The organism is Pseudomonas sp. PLB05 (assembly GCF_021106615.1).
In the GTDB taxonomy this organism is placed as follows: Bacteria; Pseudomonadota; Gammaproteobacteria; order Pseudomonadales; family Pseudomonadaceae; genus Chryseomonas; species Chryseomonas benzopyrenica.
Map to the genome: position 1 here is coordinate 469,075 of NZ_JAJOHO010000003.1, position 18,314 is coordinate 487,388.

Below are 18,314 nucleotides of genomic sequence, written 5' to 3' on the forward strand. Positions count from 1 at the left end.
GGAGTCTCCTCAGGGCATCAGGCGCACGGCGCGCACCTGAGCGCCGGCCATCAGCCGCAGTTCGCGGGCAGTGGCCAGATCGACCACCAGGGTGCCGGCAGCCAGGCGAGCGCGGGCACTGGTGATGCGGCAGTCCTGGCATTTGCGGTTGTGGATTAGATAGATCTCGGCATCGTCGCCCGGCGTGCCGACCGCTAGTACCAGGCGCTGACTGTCGCGGATCGCGCGCACCTTGGCGGTCTCGGCCTCGACGGTCGGACCCGCGTCGAAGATGTCGACATAGCCCTGGTAGTTGAAGCCCTCGGCCTCCAGCAGCCGGCGCGCCGCCTCGGTGTCCGGATGTACCCGGCCGATCACCTGGCGCGCTTCCGGCGACAGGAAGCAGGTGTACAGCGGAAAGCGCGGCATCAGTTCGGCGATGAAGCCGCGATTGCCGATGCCGGTAAGATAGTCCGCCTGGGAGAATTCCATCTTGAAGAAATGGCGGCCCAGGGCTTCCCAGAAGGGTGACTGGCCCTGGTCGTCGGACATGCCGCGCAACTCGGCGATGAGGCGCTCGGCGAACAACTCGCGGAATTCGGCGATGAACAGGAAGCGTGACTTGGATAGCAGGCGCCCAGCCGCGCCACCACGCCGATCCGCGCGCAAGAACAGCGAGCAGAGTTCGGAGCTGCCGGTCATGTCGTTGGCCAGGAACAGCGTGGGGATCTGCCGGTGGATGTCCAGTTCGCGCGAGGCGCTCACCGTCAGGCCGACCCGGTAGTTGTACCAGGGCTCACGCAGGCCCAGGGCGGCGGCGATCCCGGCGATGCCGATGACTTCGCCGTCCTCTTCGAGGGCGAAGAGATAGTCCGCATCGGCGGCTTCAACCTGCTGCAGGAAACTGCGCTCGGCATTTTCCACCCGCTGCGCCAGGCGTTCTTCGCTGGCCGGCAGGGTGGTGAGGCCGGCGCCGGCCGCCTGCGCCAGTTGCAGCAGCGCGGGCACATCGGCACGGGTGACGGGACGGACGATCATCGGACCTCCAAAGACGCTAGGGTCGGCTACAGCGCTACCAGACGAACCCGGTCGCCTTCGGCGATCTCCAGGGTGGCGATCTGCTCGGGGGAAAGGACGACGGCTTCGCCGGGCGTCCAGCGCAGCGGCGTGGCTAGCGCCCGGAAATTCTCCAGGCCATCGTTGGCGATCAGGAACCAGGGCGCGTCCTCGGGCGCTGCTGCGCCTTCGCTCACCGGTGCGAGACGGCTCTCGGCGATGGACCTGATGGCCGTGGTGCGGGCGTGCAAGGTCGGGCCGCCATCGAAGATATCGATGTAGTTATCGGTCTCGAAGCCTTCCCGACTGAGGATGTCGAAGGTGATCTGGGCGCGCGGGTGCACCTGGCCCATGGCTTCCTGAGCACTGTCGGGCAGCAGGGGCACATAGAGCGGATAGGTCGGCATCAACTCGGCGAGAAAGGTGCGGCTCCTCTGTCCGGACAGCCGCTCGGCGGTGGTGTAGTCCAGGTCGAAGAAGTTGCGCCCTACTCCATTCCAGAACGGCGATTCGCCGTCATCGTCCGCCAGGCCGACGATCTCCACCACCACCGTCTCGGCGAAACGCGCCGGGTGGGCGGCCATGAACAGCAGCCGGGCACGGGAGTTGAGTTCGGCGTGGGGGGTGTCGAGCAGCGGGCGCTGGACATAGAAGCTGCTCAGCACGCTGTTGCCGGTCAGGTCGTGACAGAGCGACAGCACATGGACCTTGTTGTGGATCTTCAGCTCGCGCGAGGCATGGATGAAGGTCTCGTTGCGAAAGCTGTAGAAGGGCTCGGAGAAGCCCGCCGAGGCGACGATGGCCGAACAACCCAGCAGCTCGCCGCTGGTGGTGTCTTCGAGCACGAAGAAATAGCTCTCCTCGCCATGAAAGCCCACCTCGGCCGCAAGCGAAGACTCCGAGGTGCGAATCTTGTCGCGCAACCGCTCGGGGTTGTCGGGCAGCGAGGTGACGCCAACCGGGCTATCCGCGGCGAGCCGCTGGACCAGGGGCAGATCCGCCGCGCGCGCAGGGCGCATTACCAGCATGAGAACTCCTTGTGAACGGATCCATCCCTGGATGCCAGCGGTACGCGTCCCGCGTCCGGAGATTAGCCTTGGGTGAGCCGCGCCAGGGCGCGATCCAGGCGGGCCAGGCCTTCGTCGATATCGGTGTCGGCGATGATCAAGCTCGGCGCCAAGCGCAGCACGTCCGGGCCGGCCTGCAGGATCATCAGGCCTTCTTCGTTGGCGGCGGTGACGATGTCCTTGGCGCGTCCCTTCCAGCTGTCGTTGAGCACGGCACCGATCAGCAGACCCAGGCCGCGCACCTGCTCGAACAGGCTATAGCGGGCGTTGAGCTGCTCCAGGCCGGCGACGAAGCGCTGATGGCGCGCGGCGACACCGGCCAGGGTTTCCGGGGTGGCGACAATGTCCAGCAGCGCGGCGCCCACGGCGCAGCCCAGGGGATTGCCGCCATAGGTGCTGCCATGCACGCCGGCACTGAAGTGCTGGGCGACCTTGTCGGTGGTCAGCATGGCCGCCAGCGGGAAGCCGCCGCCGATGCTCTTGGCGGTGGTGAGGATGTCCGGCACCACGCCATAGTGCTGGTAGGCATAGAGATGACCGCTACGACCGACGCCGCTCTGCACCTCGTCGAAGATCAGCAGCGCGCCCTGGGCGTCGCACAGGCGGCGGGCGCCTTCCAGGTAGGCCTGGTCGGCCGGCAGCACGCCGCCCTCGCCCTGGATGGGTTCGAGGATGACGGCGCAGGTCTCGTCCGACACCACGGCTTCGAGAGCGGCCAGGTCGTTGAAGGGCACATGACGGATGCCTTCGATCTTGGGACCGAAGCCATCGGAATACTTAGGCTGCCCCCCGACGCTGACGGTGAACAGGGTCCGGCCGTGGAAGCTGTTGGTGGCGGCGACGATCTCGTAACGGCTGCCGCCGCTGACGTCATGGCCATAGCGCCGGGCCAGCTTGCAGGCCGCCTCGTTGGCTTCGGCGCCGGAGTTGGCGAAGAACACCCGGTCGGCGAAGGTGTGGTCCACCAGCTTGCGCGCCAGACGCAGGGCGGGTTCGTTGGTGTAGATGTTGGACACGTGCCAGAGCTTGCCGGCCTGCTCGGTCAGGGCGTCGATCAGCGCCGGATGGCCATGGCCCAGGGCGCTGACCGCGATGCCGCCGGCGAAATCGACGTATTCGCGATCGGCCTGGTCCCAGACGCGGGAGCCCTCTCCTCGCACCGGAATGAACGCGGCAGGGGCGTAGGTCGGGACCATCACCTCATCGAAGGCGGCGCGTTGCACGTTGGGTTGAGAAGCGGACATCGGGATTTCTCCTGCCGATCACGGCGGTGACTGAGGGGGATTGTAGGACGACCTCCAGACGCGGCATTGCGCCCAGGCGACAACTATTTACGGGCGAAAACGCAAACGGGCGTCAGACTCGCAGTCTAGCGATTCGGACACCCGCTCTGGAAGGGCAAGGACGTACCTTCCGGTACGCCCGAGAAATCAGTTGGGCGCGACGCGGCTGGTGCCGTTGACGGTCAGGATGCGCACCCGCTCGCCGACGCGGAAGATCTCACCCTTGTTGACCGCCTGCACATAGGCACGCGAGCCGCCGTCATCTTCCTTCACGGTGATCTCGACGCCGTTGGCCTTGGTGAAGCCCTCTTCGGTGGCCGAGCCCAGCAGGCCGCCCGCCACCGCACCGATGATGGCGGTCACGAAACTGCCACGGCCACCGCCGATGGCACTCCCGCCAATACCGCCGACCACGGCACCAGCCCCGGCCCCGATGGGCGACTTGGTGCCCTCGATGGTGACCGGACGCAGGGCGGTGATGGTACCGGTACGCACCGTCTGCACCTGCCGGGCCTCGTCACGCGAATAGACGTCGCCGGACTGATCCGAGGCGCAGCCGGCCAGCAGGGCGACGGCGGTCAGGGAGGCGGCGAGCTGAAGGACTCTGTTCATGGGGCAACTCCAAGGGCAGTTGAAAGACACTGGCCGCACCCACAAGGATGCAGGCGCAGATCGCTATTATCCTTGACCCAGGGCATCCAGGGAGGTTTCCGGTGACTGTAACCTGGGTACCTTGCGAACGCCTTAAGGCGCCAGGCGCTGGCGCTGCCACTCACCGTCGAGGCGCTGGTAGTCCAGCCGATCATGGAGGCGACTGGAGCGGCCCTGCCAGAATTCGATGCGCTGGGGCCTCAGGCGATAGCCACCCCAGAACGGCGGTCGGCTCGGCTCGCCGTCGGCGAAGCGCTGCTGCACCGCGGCCAGACGCTGCTCCAGTTCGTGACGGTCGGCGATGACCTGGCTCTGCGGCGAGGCCCAGGCTCCCAGGCGACTACCCAGTGGGCGGACCCGGTAGTAGGCGTCGGACTCCTCGGCCGACACCTGCTCCACCAGGCCTTCGATGCGCACCTGGCGTTCCAGCGCCGGCCAGAAGAAGGTCATGGCCGCGCGCGGCTGCCTGGCCATTTGCTGGCCCTTGGCGCTGTCGTAGTTGGTGTAGAAGACGAAGCCCTGGGGATCGACGCCCTTGAGCAACAGCACGCGGCAATGGGGCTGCCCCTCGTCATCGACGGTAGCCAGCCAGCAGGCGTTGGCTTCGACGGGCGGCTGCTCGGTGCGTACCGCCTCTTCGAACCACTGCCCGAACAGGGCATAGGGATCCGCGGGTGCCTGGGCTTCGGTCAGGCCGTCGCGGGTGTAGTCGCGACGCATATCGGCGAGGGACGGTGACATGGAAGTCTCCTGCTAGGTCGGTATCGACCTAGCTTAACCAAGTCCCGCCTGGCTCGCCTGCTTCAGGACAAGCTTTGTAGCTAGCGCGCCGCCAAGGACTGCAGACTGGCCAGCACGGTTGCGCGCGGCTGGATCAGCACCTCGACCCGGCGATTGACGGCACGGCCGGCGGCGGTGGTGTTGTCGGCACGCGGATGAGCGGCGGCCAGACCACGCACGATCAGGCGATTGCCGCTGTAGCCGCTGAGACGGAAGATGGCCGCCACGGCCTGGGCGCGCTGCAGGCTGATCTTGTCGTTGAGCGCCGCGGCACCGGTGCTGTCGCTGAAACCGAGCACGATGACGGCGCTGTCTTCGTCCACGCTCACCGACTTGGCCGAGCGCGACAGCGGGCCGAGCATCACCGGCAGCAGCATCTCGGCGCGATCCGGGTTGAAGGAGCTATCGACCGGCGCCACCAGCACCAGCGCATCATCGCGACGTTCGACCTTGACGTTGCTGCCGGCCACGGCCACGCGCAGCTTCTGCTCGTGCTCGTCCAGCCAGGCCTTGCTGACCTTGACCGGTACCGGCTTGAGCGCTTCCGCCTTGGCGACGGGCTTGACGTCTTCGCTGCCGAAGGGCCACCACCAGTGACCGCCCTTCTCACCCGCCGCAGCGGCCTGCTCCGGCTTGGCCGCCGGCGCCTTCGCCACGACCTTGGTGTCGGCCTTGGGCTCGGCGGCCTTTGCTACCGGTTTGACCGGTTCGGCAGCCTTGTCGCTACCGCCGAACGGCCACCACCAATGCCCACCGTTGGCGGCGGTGCTGGCTTGAGCAGTGCCCGGCTTGGCAGGCGTGGTGGCCTGGTCGCCAGTGCCCTGGAAGGAACTGCAGGCAGATACGCCCATGCAGAGAATGAGGGTGGTGGATTTGATCAGCTTCATGCAAAGTTTCCCATCGGCGAGCCGGAGGACAGAGTGAATCAATGCCCCGGCCAGAGCCGGCGGCATGAGTGAACTTAAAGTAGTTTCGAGATTGTGGCCGCAAACCTACGCCGGGCAAAGCGGTGGAGTCACGAAATTTGCGTGTATGCCGACCAGTGGCGTGTCCTTGCTCAAGACAAGGGGAAAATCCGCTCGGTCCTGCGTACCCCACTCGATGGTTCTTCGAGGGCCCGAAGCGACAAAAGGGGTCAGCCGTGAGCCCGCATCCGTTTCCAGCAAAGGCACCAGGCCACCAGGAGGCTTGATCATGGAAGGCTTCGTCGATGTCGCGACGCTCAAGGACCTGGCCGCCAGGTCCGACGCCATCACGCAGGCGTGCCGCTGCCAGCAGCGGGATCTTTCGGGATGGACCGCCTGGCCGGTGGGCTACCGGGAAACAGACTTTGCGCAGATCGGCACCCTGGGGCGCCACGCGCCTGAGGAGGCGATCCTCGAGGAGTATCATTCGGCAGGCACCCACTACTGGTCGAATGCCGCCCCCATCGCTCCGCGCTTCCATCCCTACAACCAGAGCACGCTATGGCGGTGCCTGGGCTGCCAGCGTCTCTACCTGAGGCATAACGACGACGGGGCCTACCATGTGGCACCACGAATCCGGCTGCTGCAGCCGGCGCTGATCGTCGATGCAGCCCACGCCAACGATGGGCGGGAAGCCACTGTGACGTGACCTCACCTATGCCAGTTGTCACCCGCGATGGCTAGGCGATCATGCGGGCGCTGGCGACCTGGCACGACGCAAACGGCGATCCAACGGCCGCTCCCCCGTCCGCTCCCCCGTCCGCAGCCGCTCTAGCTCGCGGTATCGGAAGATGCCGCTCGTTAGCTGCAGCGAAAACCGGGAATTAAGCCCACAATAGACGCCGCGCATCCCGCGTGCGGGTGTGCGCCCATCAACGGTAAAAGACCTGGTCCCAGCAATACGATGGCAACTACAACTCGAACGGGCGTCGCCTGGTTTGTCGACGGGGCCTACGCCCTGAGCGCCTGGAACGGCTCGGTATACGGCGCCAAATTCGACTATCTCAAACTACGGCTCTTCATCGAAGAGGATGCGGGCGAACCCATAGGCGACGCCTACTACTTCAACTGCGATAGCGACCCGCCCACCGTCGCCCAGACCAACTTCAACAAGTTTCTCAGCTCGGCGCCGCCCAAGGGTGCAGGCCTGAGGGTCAAGCTCTACTGGCTGCAGAGCAAGGCCCACGAATGGCCTATCTCGGCAGGCGGCGGCCCGATCCTGCATCCGGTGACGGGCGAGCAGTACACCACCAAGAGCCAGAAAGGCGTCGATGTCGGCCTGGCCTTCAACCTGATGCGCTCCCATGCCAAGCGCGGCTGGAAGAAGCTCTACCTGGTGGCCGGCGACGGCGATTTCCATGAGGTCGTCCAGTACCTGGTGGAGAACGAGGGCGTCGAGGTCACGGTGATCGGCGCGCACTTCTCCATCAGCGGCGAGATCGCGCCCTATGTCCGGGTGATCGAATTCAAGGACATCGAGACGGCCATCGCCCGCTAGCCGAGGGCCTCAAAGACACTCCCCCACCGCGCGTGCCAGGGCCTGGGCGCGCGGGTCCATCAATACATAGGGTCCCAGGGTGTTGGTGACGAAGCCGAAGGCCACCTCGCGCTCCGGATCGGCGAAGCCGGTCGAGCCGCCCGCCCCCGGATGGCCGAAGGCCTGAGGCCCGAGGCCATAGGTGGCGTTGGCCTGGTCCGGTTGATCGAGCATGAAGCCCAGGCCGAAGCGGGTCGGCGTCAAGAGCGTACGGTCTTCGCCCTGGCTGTGCTCGCGCAGGGCCTCGCTCAGGGTTTCCCACTCCAGCAGATCGCCGGCCAGCAGACCGGCATAGAAGCCGGCCAGGCTGCGCGCATGGCCGTGGCCGTTGGCGGCCGGCTGCTGGAAGCGGCGCCACTCCGCCTTGTTGGTGCTGGTGAGCACGCCGGATGGATTGCCAAAGGCCAGGGTCGGCAAGGCGCCCGGATCGCTCATGGTGGTCTTGAGCAGGCGCTGCGCGGCGGCATCACCCAGCACCCCCTTGCCGCGTACGATATGGGCGACGCGCTCGTCTTCGCTCGCCGGCAGACCGATATGGAAATCCAGACCCAGGCGCTCGGCGGTCCGGGCCACGATGGCCTCGCCCGGGCCACGGCCGTCGGCGCGACGGATCAGTTCACCCAGCAGCCAGCCAAAGGTGATAGGGGCATAGCCATGGGCGGTGCCGGGCGTCCACCAGGGTGCCTCGGCGGCGACCGCGGCGGTCATGGTGTCCCAGTCGTACAGGGCGTCACCCGCCAGGCGTTCGCGCAAGGCGGAGACGCCGGAGCGATGACTGAGCAACTGGCGCAGAGTGATGTCGGCCTTGCCAGCCGCAGCGAATGCCGGCCAGCGTTCGGCGACCGGGGCATCGAGTGCCAGCTTGCCCTCCTCCACCAACTGCAACGCCGCCACCGTGGTGAAGGCCTTGGTGCAGGAGAACAGATTGAGCAGGGTATCGGTGTGCCACGGCGTCTGGCCGTCCTTGTCCGCCATCCCGCCCCAGAGATCCAGCACGGTTTCACCACCGACCTGGACGCACAGCGCCGCCCCGCGCGTCTGGCCGGTCGCGAGCAACTCGGTGAAGGCTTCGCGGACGGATTCGAATCTCAGGTCGTGATAGCCGTGGACGGTCATGGGTTTTCCTTGCTGTGGTTCTTCGGTATCGCGGCCATGGGCCGCTCCTACAAGGTCCGATGTGCCTGTAGGAGCGGCCGCTTCGGCGGACCGCCATGGCCGCGATAAGGCAGTTGCACGTAATGTCACCTAGAAGCGGCCGCAACAGCGAACCGCCATGGCCGCGATCTCTTACTGGATCTCCCGCCGGAACGGCGGCAGCGCATTGAGGATGGCCTTGCCGTAGCGCTGGGTCACCAGGCGGCGATCCAGCAGCGAGATGGTGCCGCTGTCCTGCTCGGTACGCAGCAACCGACCGCAGGCCTGGATCAGCCGCAGGGAGGCGTCGGGCACGGCGATCTCCATGAACGGATTGCCGCCGCGCGCCTCGATCCACTCGGCCAGGGCGGCTTCTACCGGATCGTCCGGCACGGCGAACGGAATCTTGGCGATGACCACGTGCTCGCAGTAGGCACCGGGCAGGTCGACCCCTTCCGCAAAGCTGGCAAGACCGAACAGCACGCTGGCCTCGCCGTCGTCGACGCGCTTCTTGTGCTTGTTCAGGGTCTCCTGCTTGGACAGGTTGCCCTGGATCAGTACCCGCTTGCGCCAGTCCCGTTCCAGGCCGTCGAAGACGTCCTGCATCTGCCGTCGCGAGGAAAACAGCACCAGGGCGCCACGCGCGCCCTCCAGCATGGCCGGCAATTCGCGGACGATGGCCGCGGTGTGCTCGGCCGCATTGCGCGGATCGGCCTTGAGATCCGGCACCCGCAGCACCCCGGCCTCGGCGTGGCGGAACGGGCTAGGGACCACGGCGGTGGCCGCCGAGCGCGGCAGGCCTGATCTCATGCGGAAGCGGTCGAAGGTGCCCAGGGCGGTCAGGGTCGCCGAGGTCACCAGGGCGCCGTAAGCCACGTTCCACAGATGACGCCGCAGCATCTCGGCGGCGAGGATGGGGCTGGCGTTGACCTCGATGTCGTAGAGCGATCCCGTTTCCGCCAGGGTCATCCAGCGCGCCATGGGCGGGCTGTCTTCCGGGTCTTCGCAGGTAAAGGCCGTCCACAGCTCCCAGTTGCCCTGGGATCTTGCCAGCAGACTGCCGAACAGCGGATACCACTCCTCGGCCTGGTAGCTGGCCAGGCCGATGCTGGATTCGCCGTCCATGGCCTGCTTGAGCATCTCGGTCAGGCGGGTGAACAGATCGGTGAGCTTGGCGAAGCCTTTCTTGAGCTCGATGCCCATCTCGCGCAGGTCTTCCGGGATCACCCCGCCGACGAATCTGTGACGCGGCCGCTCGCGGCCTTCCATGTCCTCGCCCGCGCGAAAATCCGCCAAGGCCTCGCAGGCGGTGAACATGAATTGCTGCTGGGTGCGGATTTCCCGCGCCAACTCCGGCACCTGTTCCACCAGCCGGCCGAGATCGCCCGGCAGGGGGTGCTGGGCAAGGAGCTTGGTGAGGTTCTTGGCGATCTGCTCCAGCCACTCGGCGGTGGATCTCAGCCGGGTGAAATGGGCGAAGTGGCCGATGGCCTTGTCCGGCAGGTGGTGGCCTTCGTCGAACACATAGAGGGTGTCGCGCGGATCCGGCAGGATGGCGCCGCCACCCAGGGCCAGGTCGGCCAGCACTAGGTCATGGTTGGTGACGATGACATCAACCTTGGTCATGCCTTCGCGCGCCCGGTAGAAGGCGCACTGCTGGAAATTCGGGCAATGGCGATTGGTGCACTGGCTGTGGTCGGTGGTGATGCGCGACCACTGGACGTCCTCGATGGCTTCCGGCCAGCTGTCACGATCACCGTCCCAGCGATTGCCGGCCAGGCGCTCGATCATCTTGCCGAACAATTCGTTGGACGCCTCGTCCACGTCGATCTTGAAGCCATCCTCGGCGAACAGCTGTGCGGTGGCGTTCTGCGCCTGGCCTTCCTGGAGCAGCATATCGAGCTTGGACAGGCACAGGTAGCGCCCGCGCCCCTTGGCCAGGGCGAAGCTAAAGGACAGCCCACTGTTGCGCAGGATGTCCGGCAGGTCCTTGTGCACGATCTGCTCCTGCAGCGCCACCGTCGCCGTGGCGATGACCAGACGCTTGCCGGCCGCCTTAGCCGCAGGGATAGCGGCCAGGGCATAGGCCACGGTCTTGCCGGTACCCGTGCCCGCCTCCACTGCCACCACGGCCGGCTCACCTTCGCGATGGCCCTCCTCGTCCTGGGCGATGGCGCCCAGGCCCTTGGCGGTTTCCGCGATCATCAATCGCTGGCCGTAGCGCGGCTTGAGCGACTTGGCTTCGAGGAAACGCGTGTAGGCGCCCTGGATCTGGGTCTTGAGTTCGGTGCTGAGCATGCCTGGTTCCGGGCGATGGCAAAGCAGCGCCACGTCCGGCGGACGAGCGCTGTATGCATCTACAGTAATGGATCTTGGGCGCTATGATAACGCGCCTGTCGTCAGGATGCGCCCAACGTTGTGGTCGCAGGCCGATCAGGCGCTCGGCAGCTGAGGGGGCAGGCGATGAAAGGCGCCAAAGATCAACAGGCTCAGGCGGTCGAGCCAGGGGTGGCGACGCAGACGCAAGGCACGACGGCTGGCGAAGACTTCGCCCAGGTGCAGCAGCAGCAGGGCCAGGGCGACCAGCGCGAGCAATTCGGGGAAAGGACGAGCGAGAGGAAGAGCGAGGGCGGCGGCTGCGGCGAGCCAGAACAGCAGGAGTAGAACTTTGCCGGTAAGGGACAGGGTTTTCATGGATTCCAGCAGGAGGACGAGATGGATCGGACCATAACGCCTATTGCCGGAAAAAGTAAAGGCGGCGGACCAGGGTCCGCCGCCGGTGCATCACTCGCGGTCGATCTGGATTTCGACGCGGCGGTTGGTGGCACGGCCTTCAGCGGTCTCGTTGGTGGCGATCGGCTGACGCTCGCCCATGCCCTTCACGGACACGACGCTTGCCGCCGGCACGCCGGCCTGGATCAGGTAGTTGCTGACCGACTTGGCCCGACGCTCGGACAGACGCTGGTTGTAGGCATCGGTACCCTTGCTGTCGGTGTGACCGGTGATCGACAGGCGGGTGCTGGCGGCTTCGCCACGCAGACGGCCGGCGATACCATCGAGCTGAGCACGATCCTGCGGGCTGACCTCGGCGGAGTCGAAGGCGAAGTGCAGGTCACGGGCGGTGATCACTTCCTGCTTGGGCAGCGGTGCCGGCGCAGGAGCCGGTGCGGGCGCCGGAGCCGGAGCCGGAGCCGGGGCGGGTTCCATGCGAGCGACCTGCTCGTTGCCCTTGCCATGCACCCAGCAATAGGCGCCAGCGGTGGTGCCGATACCCAGGGCCGCCATGCCGGCGACGTTACCGCTCTGAGTAGCACCTGCCGCGCCGCCGACCAGGGCGCCGACCGCTGCGCACACCGGCCAATCGGATTTCTGTACGCCGCCCGCACAACCAGCCAGCACGGTGCTTGCCAGGATGAGGGGTAAAGCTGTCCTTGCGATGCTCTTGCTCATGAAGGGGTCTCCTATAGACCAGGTACCGCGAGTTGTGCTCGTCTTTCGTTTTATGGCGCTGTCAGACTAATGGTGGCGTACACATCTTGACAACGCTGGTTGCTTAGTCAATCGCGATTTGATTAGGGTTCCCTTAATGGCAAACATATTCTCCTCCCGCACCCCGCAACAGGCTCTGGCAAGCCTGCTCGAGCACCACCAGCCCAAGCGCCTGCTCTGTATGGCGCGCGAGCCGCTGCCAGCGCTTGAGGCCTATGCCGAGGCCCATCCGCACTGCCAGGTGGTACAGGCAGCGGTGCCCCTGGATGACCCGGCGCTGCTGGCCGAGCGCTACGACCTGGTGATCGTCGCCGATTGCCTGGAACACCTGCCGCTGCGCCAGGGCCGCGAATTGCTCGGCGGCTTGCGCAACCTCAACACCTCACGCCTGGCGGTGCTGGTGGACCTAGCCGCCAGCGACTGGCAGGTGACAGACTTCTACGCCCTCGCCCTGCAGGCCAGCGAGCGCTTCGCCCGCGAGGGCCAGGTGGTCACCCTGTTCAGCTATGATCTGCACGACTACAAGCAGGTCCCGGACTGGCTCAATGCCAAGTTCTGGGCCAATCCGCAGAATTTCGGCAAGTACTGGTGGTGAGATGCAACCCATGGCCCCCTGCCCCTGTGGCTCGGACCGCTCGCTCGGCGACTGTTGCGGAGCCTTTCATGCCGGTACTCCGGCGCCCGATGCCGAACGGCTGATGCGTTCACGCTACAGCGCCTATGTGCTGGGGCTGATCGACTACCTGGTAACCACCACGGCGCCTGCCCAGCAGGAGCAGTTGGACCGGGAGGCCCTGGCGGCCTGGAGTCTGGGCAGTCGCTGGCAAGGGTTGCAGGTGCTGGAGCATCGCCCCGAGCCGGGGGATCCCGCCCATGCCCGGGTCAGCTTCGTGGCGCGCTGGGAGGATGGGCGCGGCGCCCATCGCCATGAAGAGCACTCGGGCTTCGTCCAGCGCGAGGGACGCTGGTACTTCCTCGATCCGACCGTACGCCCCCTGCCGGGTCGCAACGACGCCTGCCTGTGTGGCAGCGGCGCCAAGTTCAAGAAGTGCTGCGCCGGCTTCCTGTAACGCCGGCCGCGCTCATTCCTTGACCAGCGTCAGGTGATCGGTATCCGGGACCGCTACGGGTAGCGGCTCGAACGCCGGCCCCAGATTGCTGCCCACCGGCGCCAGACTCAGGTGTGAGAGATCGACTCGCGGCGACGCCACCGGTGCGGCCTCATCCTGGAGATCGGCGCCCACCGGTGCCAGGCCGAAATCCGGCGCCTGGATATCAACGAAGGCCGCCATCACGGCATCCCGGGGAGCAACCGACAGAGATCCACGCTCGGCGGAAGGTCGCGAGGCGGTCGCCGCGGGGGCTGGGGTAGGCCCCCGCGACTCGGCAGGTGCGGCAGCCGGCTCGATCGTCTCGGCCATGGGCACGACCTCCACCAGCGCCCCCGCCTGGGCCAGGGTGGCGCGATAGCGCTCGGCCGTGGCGGCATCGAGGCGGTTCTTGATGATCATGCGGCGACCGGAAAAGAGCACGGCGATGCGCTGTTCATCCGCCTGAAACAGACGCATCAGATTCTGTCGGGTCTGCTGCGCATCGGCGCCAGCGACCAGTTCGCCTTGGAAGGCGATTTCATAGAGCACGGCGGACATGACGACCTCCTCGGTCACGGCAAGAGGTGCAGGATGCAACGTCGCGCCGGGGCGGTCCAGTCCGCACGGTCGCCAGGCCCAGGCGTTTTTTTGTTAGCCTGTGCCGAAGCGGCCCCGACTTGTGCAGCAATCGGTGCTTGTTAAACTGCGCAGAAAACGGGAGTGCCGCATGCTTCGCCAGGCCTTGTTCATCACCCTGCTCGGCGTCTTGCTCAGCAGTCTTGGCGGTTGTACCTATATCGGGCGCAACTATGACGAGCCTCAGGTCGAACTGACCGGCGTGGAGCTGATCCGTGCGCGGCTGTGGAGCCAGGATTTCGTGCTGCACTTCCGCGTCCAGAATCCCAACGACAGCGCCCTGCCCGTACGTAGCCTGGCCTACACCGTCTACCTGAACGATCTGCTGCTGTCCCAGGGCGTCGCCAACCTGCATGCGTCAGTTCCCGCCAACGGTCGACGCAGCTTCTCCGTACCGGTGCAGACCAATCTGTGGCGTTACGTGAAGGACGTGGGCCGCATGCTCGAAGACCCTGAGCAGCCGATCAGTTACCGCCTGCGTGGCCGGGTGAAGACCGGTTGGCTGTTCGGCCGCAGTGTCCATTTTTCTCGCCAGGGACAGTTCGTGCCTGGCGCCTACATCCCGGAGTTATGAGATGAACCAACACGTCCACGGTCCCGATTGCAATCACGACCACGATCACGACCATGGCCATGCGCACCACGTCCACGGCCCGCACTGCAATCATGGTCATGCCCAGGAGCCGGTGCGCAATCCGCTGAAGGAAGTGGGTCGCAACGATCCCTGCCCGTGCGGCAGCGAGAAGAAATTCAAGAAGTGCCACGGCGCCTGAGCCCGTTTCCGTAGGTTGGGCTGAGGCGGTTCTACCGTCGAAGCCCAACATAGCGGAGTCAGCCTGGACTGTTGGGCTTCGCTACGCTCAACCCAACCTACCCCTCCGCGACCCTGGCGCGTTACCAGGGCTGTCCGCCGCGTTGCGATTCCAGCCGCCGGATGAACTCCTCCAGCACCAGGGCGTAGAGATCGTCCTTGAGCACCAGATCCTCTACCCCGCAATCGATGTTGGGGTTGTCGTTCACCTCGATCACCGCCAGCTTGTCGCCCGCCTGCTTCAGATCCACGCCATAGAGGCCATCGCCGATCAGGTTGGCGGTGCGTACTGCCAACTCGACCACCGCATGGGGCGCGTCCTGCACCGCCAGAGTGCGGAAATCGCCGCTGACCTCGGTGGCGCTGGCGCTGTGGTCGTAGATCTGCCAGTGGCCCTTGGACATGAAGTACTGGCAGGCGAAGATCGGCTCCTGGTTCAGCACACCGATGCGCCAGTCGTATTCGGTGTAGAAGAACTCCTGGGCCAGCAGCAGCACCGAGCGCTCGAACAGCTCGGCGCTGGCCTTGCGCAGCTGCGCCGCGTCCTCGACCTTGATGACGCCCCGGGAAAAGGAGCCATCGGGAATCTTCAACACCAGCGGAAAGCCCAGCCGCTCGCCGAGGCCTTCGAGCTGGCCGGGATTGTCCTTGTAGAGGATCTCGGTCGCCGGCATGTCCAGCTTGTGGGCGCGCAAGAGGTCGGCCAGATAGACCTTGTTGGTGCATCTGAGAATCGAGCGTGGATCGTCCATCACCACCAGACCCTCGCTTTCGGCCTTCTTGGCGAAGCGATAGGTGTGGTGGTCGATGGCGGTGGTCTCGCGGATGAACAGGGCGTCGAATTCACCCAGCCGCGCGTAATCCTTCTTTTCGATCAGCTCCACGTCCAGCCCCAGGTGCTTGCCGACGCGCACGAAATTCTTCAGCGCCTTGGCATCTGACGGCGGAAAGGCTTCCTTGGGGTCATGCAGGATGGCCAGGTCGAAACGATATTTTTCGCGCCGCCCCGGCTTGAGCCAGACGCGGCGACTGAAACCGTCAAGGGCGTTGGCGAATTGATCTTCCTGCTGTTCGTGCAGCTTATGGATGCTGCCCAGCTTGAGGCCGCCGATGTGCCAGCCAGCGCGGTCGCGGCGGAATTCCACCAGCAGCAGCGGACAGGGAAAGGCCTCGAATACCTGGCGCGCCAGATCCTGCAGAGGCGCGATGTCGGTATTGCCGAAATAGAGCGTGAGGGTGAAGCCGTCGGCGCTACCGTAGGGATGACCGGCCAGCGCCTTGGTCAGCAGCTTGTCCAGGTCCTCCAGCGCCAGGCCATAGAGCGACTTGCGCGCTAGTTCGCTGATGGTGCGTACCGAGGGGATGACCTTGTGCCCCCGGGCTTCGGCGAGCAGCGAGCAGTAGTAGCCGTGGCCGAGGTACTTCTGGCTGCGGCAGAGGTTGATCACCTGCACGCGCTTGCCATTGTCCTGTTCGTTGGATTGCTCCAGGTATTCCTGGGCGGTGATGACGTCTTCGCTGGGATAGTAGGACGACCAGTCTTCCTTGCGTTCCACGACGATATACAGCTTGCTCACTGGACCTCCTGGTTGCGGGGCGTGGTCCCGGTGGAAACCCGGATGCCGCCGGACCACTCCAACTGTTGTAACGCGGGTGCTATTAACCGTTGCTTAACCATGCCAGGCTGCCCGCTCTGCTCCAGGAGAATCCTTCGCGATGAGTTTCATGCTCAGGCCCGCCGGGCTGGACGATCTGGCGGCACTGGTCGATCTGGAAGCCCGCTGCTTCAGCTATGACCGCCTTTCCCGGCGCAATTTCCACTACATGCTCACCCGTGCGAACGCGGTCCTGATCCTGGCGGAAAACGACCGCCAGGTGGCCGGTTACGCCCTAGTGCTGTTCCACCAGAACACTTCTCTCGCCCGGCTCTATTCCATCGCCGTCGATCCGGACGCGCGCGGTCATCGCCTGGGCCAGCGCCTGCTGGAGGCTGCCGAAGCCGAGGCGGTGGAGCGCGACTGCGCCTACCTGCGCCTGGAGGTCCGACCGGACAACGCTGCCGCCATCGCCCTCTATGAGCGCAACGACTATCTGCCCTTCGCCACGGTGGAGGACTATTACGAAGACCACAGCCAGGCGCTGCGCTTCGAGAAGCGCATCCGCCAGCCGCGCGAGGGCCAGGCCCGACCGGTGCCCTTCTATCGCCAGACCACCGACTTCACCTGCGGCCCGGCCAGCCTGCTGATGGCCATGGGCGCGCTGCAGCCGGGCCGCCCGCTGGAGCGGCGCGAGGAGCTGCGACTGTGGCGCGAAGCCACCACCATCTACATGACCGCCGGTCATGGCGGCTGCGGACCTCATGGCCTGGCGCTGGCGGCGCTGCGCCGTGGCTTCAAGGTCACCCTGCAGGTCAATACGCGCGGTCCGCTGTTCCTCGACGGCGTACGTAGCGAGGAGAAGAAGGAGGTGATGCGCCTGGTGCACGAGGACTTCAGCGCCGAGGTCAAGCAATCGCCCATCGAGCGGCTCTACCGTACCCGCCTGGACGTGGCCGCCTGGGTCGCCGAGGGTGCCTTTCCACTGGTGTTGATCAGCTCCTTCCGGCTGACCAAGGCCAAGGGACCTCATTGGGTGCTGGTCACCGACTGCGACGAGGACTTCGTCTACCTGCACGATCCCGATGTCGACCACAGCCAGCACCGTCGCGAACTGGACTGCCAGCACATTCCCGTGTCCCACGCCGAATTCGACAAGATGAGTCGCTTTGGTCGCGGCAAGCTGCGTGCGGCGGTAGTCCTGCGGGCAGGGTGAGGCGGGGTTGCACGGTGGCGCGAACAGGGCCAGGATCAGGACCAAGAACAATGACGGGGCGGTCCATGAGTCAGGCCTTGCGCAAGAACAACCCTTCCTACGAGTTGATGGAGGACCTGAGCGGTCACTCGGTGATCTACCGGGAGCATGGCTTTCCCTGCCCGCTGGTGCGCTGGCATTTCCACAAGGAATACGAGCTGCATTTGATCGTGGCCAGTTCGGGGACCGCCTTCATTGGCGACTATATCGGCAACTTCTATCCGGGCAGCCTGTTCCTGACCGGTCCGCATCTGCCACACAACTGGATCAGCCGCGTCGCCGAGGGCGAGGTGGTGGCCAAGCGCGACATGCTGGTCAACTTCACCAACGAGACGGTGGATAACGCCACGGCGGTGTTTCCCGAACTCAGCGGCCTGGCACCGCTGCTAGAACGTGCCCGCTATGGCATCGAATTCCAGGATCCGCAATTGATCGCCCGCGCCGAGGTGTTGCTGCAGCAGATCTCCGAGAGCGGCGGTGCCACCCGCCTCGGCCATTTTCTGGTGTTGATGGAGGCGCTGGCCACGTCGGAGCGCTATCAGCTGCTGTCCGGCAGCGTCGAACCGGCCACGGCCAGCGAACAGGCGGTGGATCGCACCAACCGGGCGCTGAATTTCATCTTCGACCACTACCAGCGTGACTTCACCCAGGAAGAAGTGGCCGAGCACCTGGGCATGACGCCCACCTATTTTTCCCGCTTCTTCCGTCAGGCTACCGGTCGCACCTTCGTCGAATTCGTCAACAGCCTGCGCATCAGCAAGGCCTGCGAGATGCTCTCCCACAGCAGAATGCCGGTTACCGATATCTGCTTCGAGGCCGGCTTCAACAACATCTCCAACTTCAATCGACGCTTCCACCAGCTCAAAGGCATGACCCCGCGGCAATACCGTAGCCTGACGGTGCAGCGCCTGACTGAACAGAATGCCTGATCCCGGGCTGTGCAGCGTCTGGACGGAGCGCTGATCTACCGATCACGCCTGCGCCG

At 65.4% G+C, this 18,314-nt stretch carries 20 protein-coding genes; 8 read left to right on the top strand and 12 right to left on the bottom strand.

All coding sequences use genetic code 11. The features are described 5' to 3' along the window. Positions 1-9 precede the first annotated feature (9 nt). The 6 genes from astA to LRS53_RS14990 form a co-directional block, all read right to left on the bottom strand. Entirely contained in the window at positions 10-1,017 is a 1,008-nt protein-coding gene (astA, locus tag LRS53_RS14965) for an arginine N-succinyltransferase (protein WP_231356433.1), read from the bottom strand. Positions 1,018-1,043: 26 nt separating this feature from the next. Beyond that, complete coding sequence (gene aruF / locus LRS53_RS14970; protein WP_231356434.1) at positions 1,044-2,063, bottom strand: arginine/ornithine succinyltransferase subunit alpha; 1,020 nt, start codon at positions 2,061-2,063, stop codon at positions 1,044-1,046. Between the two features lie 62 nt (positions 2,064-2,125). Beyond that, on the bottom strand, positions 2,126-3,346 hold the full coding sequence (locus LRS53_RS14975) for an aspartate aminotransferase family protein (protein WP_231356435.1): 1,221 nt from the start codon (positions 3,344-3,346) through the stop codon (positions 2,126-2,128). A 186-nt stretch (positions 3,347-3,532) separates the two neighbouring features. Then, the gene (locus LRS53_RS14980) at positions 3,533-3,997 is read right to left on the bottom strand and encodes a glycine zipper 2TM domain-containing protein (RefSeq protein ID WP_017639693.1); all 465 of its coding nucleotides are present in this window, start codon (positions 3,995-3,997) and stop codon (positions 3,533-3,535) included. A 132-nt stretch (positions 3,998-4,129) separates the two neighbouring features. Next, the gene (gene pdxH / locus LRS53_RS14985) at positions 4,130-4,777 is read right to left on the bottom strand and encodes a pyridoxamine 5'-phosphate oxidase (protein WP_231356436.1); all 648 of its coding nucleotides are present in this window, start codon (positions 4,775-4,777) and stop codon (positions 4,130-4,132) included. 80 nt (positions 4,778-4,857) lie between these two features. Beyond that, the gene (locus LRS53_RS14990; RefSeq protein ID WP_231356437.1) at positions 4,858-5,703 is read right to left on the bottom strand and encodes an OmpA family protein; all 846 of its coding nucleotides are present in this window, start codon (positions 5,701-5,703) and stop codon (positions 4,858-4,860) included. A 307-nt stretch (positions 5,704-6,010) separates the two neighbouring features. On the opposite strand from LRS53_RS14990, the gene LRS53_RS14995 reads away from it, so the two are divergent. Together LRS53_RS14995 and LRS53_RS15000 are read left to right on the top strand one after the other, a co-directional pair. Next, a complete protein-coding gene (locus LRS53_RS14995) occupies positions 6,011-6,430 on the top strand; it encodes a hypothetical protein (RefSeq protein WP_231356438.1) in 420 nt (139 codons plus the stop codon). A gap of 255 nt (positions 6,431-6,685) precedes the next feature. Beyond that, positions 6,686-7,279, top strand: coding sequence for an NYN domain-containing protein (locus LRS53_RS15000; protein WP_231356439.1), 594 nt, complete (start codon positions 6,686-6,688; stop codon positions 7,277-7,279). A 9-nt stretch (positions 7,280-7,288) separates the two neighbouring features. On the opposite strand, the gene LRS53_RS15005 is transcribed toward LRS53_RS15000, so the two are convergent. From LRS53_RS15005 to LRS53_RS15020, 4 genes are all read right to left on the bottom strand, one after another. Further along, entirely contained in the window at positions 7,289-8,434 is a 1,146-nt protein-coding gene (locus tag LRS53_RS15005; protein ID WP_231356440.1) for a serine hydrolase domain-containing protein, read from the bottom strand. A 171-nt stretch (positions 8,435-8,605) separates the two neighbouring features. Continuing rightward, the gene (gene dinG, locus LRS53_RS15010) at positions 8,606-10,750 is read right to left on the bottom strand and encodes an ATP-dependent DNA helicase DinG (protein WP_231356441.1); all 2,145 of its coding nucleotides are present in this window, start codon (positions 10,748-10,750) and stop codon (positions 8,606-8,608) included. Between the two features lie 135 nt (positions 10,751-10,885). Then, the gene (locus LRS53_RS15015; protein ID WP_017638810.1) at positions 10,886-11,146 is read right to left on the bottom strand and encodes a DUF1145 domain-containing protein; all 261 of its coding nucleotides are present in this window, start codon (positions 11,144-11,146) and stop codon (positions 10,886-10,888) included. A 90-nt stretch (positions 11,147-11,236) separates the two neighbouring features. Beyond that, complete coding sequence (locus LRS53_RS15020; RefSeq protein WP_231356442.1) at positions 11,237-11,902, bottom strand: OmpA family protein; 666 nt, start codon at positions 11,900-11,902, stop codon at positions 11,237-11,239. Positions 11,903-12,038: 136 nt separating this feature from the next. On the opposite strand from LRS53_RS15020, the gene LRS53_RS15025 reads away from it, so the two are divergent. Beyond that, positions 12,039-12,536, top strand: a complete 498-nt coding sequence (locus LRS53_RS15025; protein WP_231356443.1) for a DUF6231 family protein — start codon at positions 12,039-12,041, stop codon at positions 12,534-12,536. A 10-nt stretch (positions 12,537-12,546) separates the two neighbouring features. Beyond that, the gene (locus LRS53_RS15030) at positions 12,547-13,011 is read left to right on the top strand and encodes a YchJ family protein (RefSeq protein WP_173147001.1); all 465 of its coding nucleotides are present in this window, start codon (positions 12,547-12,549) and stop codon (positions 13,009-13,011) included. Between the two features lie 12 nt (positions 13,012-13,023). On the opposite strand, the gene LRS53_RS15035 is transcribed toward LRS53_RS15030, so the two are convergent. Beyond that, the gene (locus tag LRS53_RS15035) at positions 13,024-13,590 is read right to left on the bottom strand and encodes a hypothetical protein (protein ID WP_231356444.1); all 567 of its coding nucleotides are present in this window, start codon (positions 13,588-13,590) and stop codon (positions 13,024-13,026) included. A 169-nt stretch (positions 13,591-13,759) separates the two neighbouring features. On the opposite strand from LRS53_RS15035, the gene LRS53_RS15040 reads away from it, so the two are divergent. Next, positions 13,760-14,242, top strand: a complete 483-nt coding sequence (locus tag LRS53_RS15040) for an LEA type 2 family protein (protein WP_064306598.1) — start codon at positions 13,760-13,762, stop codon at positions 14,240-14,242. A 1-nt stretch (position 14,243) separates the two neighbouring features. After that, positions 14,244-14,441: an SEC-C metal-binding domain-containing protein gene (locus LRS53_RS15045; protein ID WP_058762382.1), complete on the top strand. Its 198-nt coding sequence runs from the start codon at positions 14,244-14,246 to the stop codon at positions 14,439-14,441. Positions 14,442-14,562: 121 nt separating this feature from the next. On the opposite strand, the gene LRS53_RS15050 is transcribed toward LRS53_RS15045, so the two are convergent. Continuing rightward, a complete protein-coding gene (locus LRS53_RS15050; protein ID WP_064306599.1) occupies positions 14,563-16,056 on the bottom strand; it encodes a RimK family protein in 1,494 nt (497 codons plus the stop codon). Positions 16,057-16,195: 139 nt separating this feature from the next. Here LRS53_RS15050 and LRS53_RS15055 point away from each other — a divergent pair, with 139 nt between their 5' ends. Together LRS53_RS15055 and LRS53_RS15060 are read left to right on the top strand one after the other, a co-directional pair. Next, positions 16,196-17,290: a GNAT family N-acetyltransferase/peptidase C39 family protein gene (locus LRS53_RS15055; RefSeq protein WP_231356445.1), complete on the top strand. Its 1,095-nt coding sequence runs from the start codon at positions 16,196-16,198 to the stop codon at positions 17,288-17,290. 65 nt (positions 17,291-17,355) lie between these two features. Further along, positions 17,356-18,258: an AraC family transcriptional regulator gene (locus LRS53_RS15060; protein ID WP_231356446.1), complete on the top strand. Its 903-nt coding sequence runs from the start codon at positions 17,356-17,358 to the stop codon at positions 18,256-18,258. The last annotated feature ends 56 nt before the right edge of the window (positions 18,259-18,314 follow it).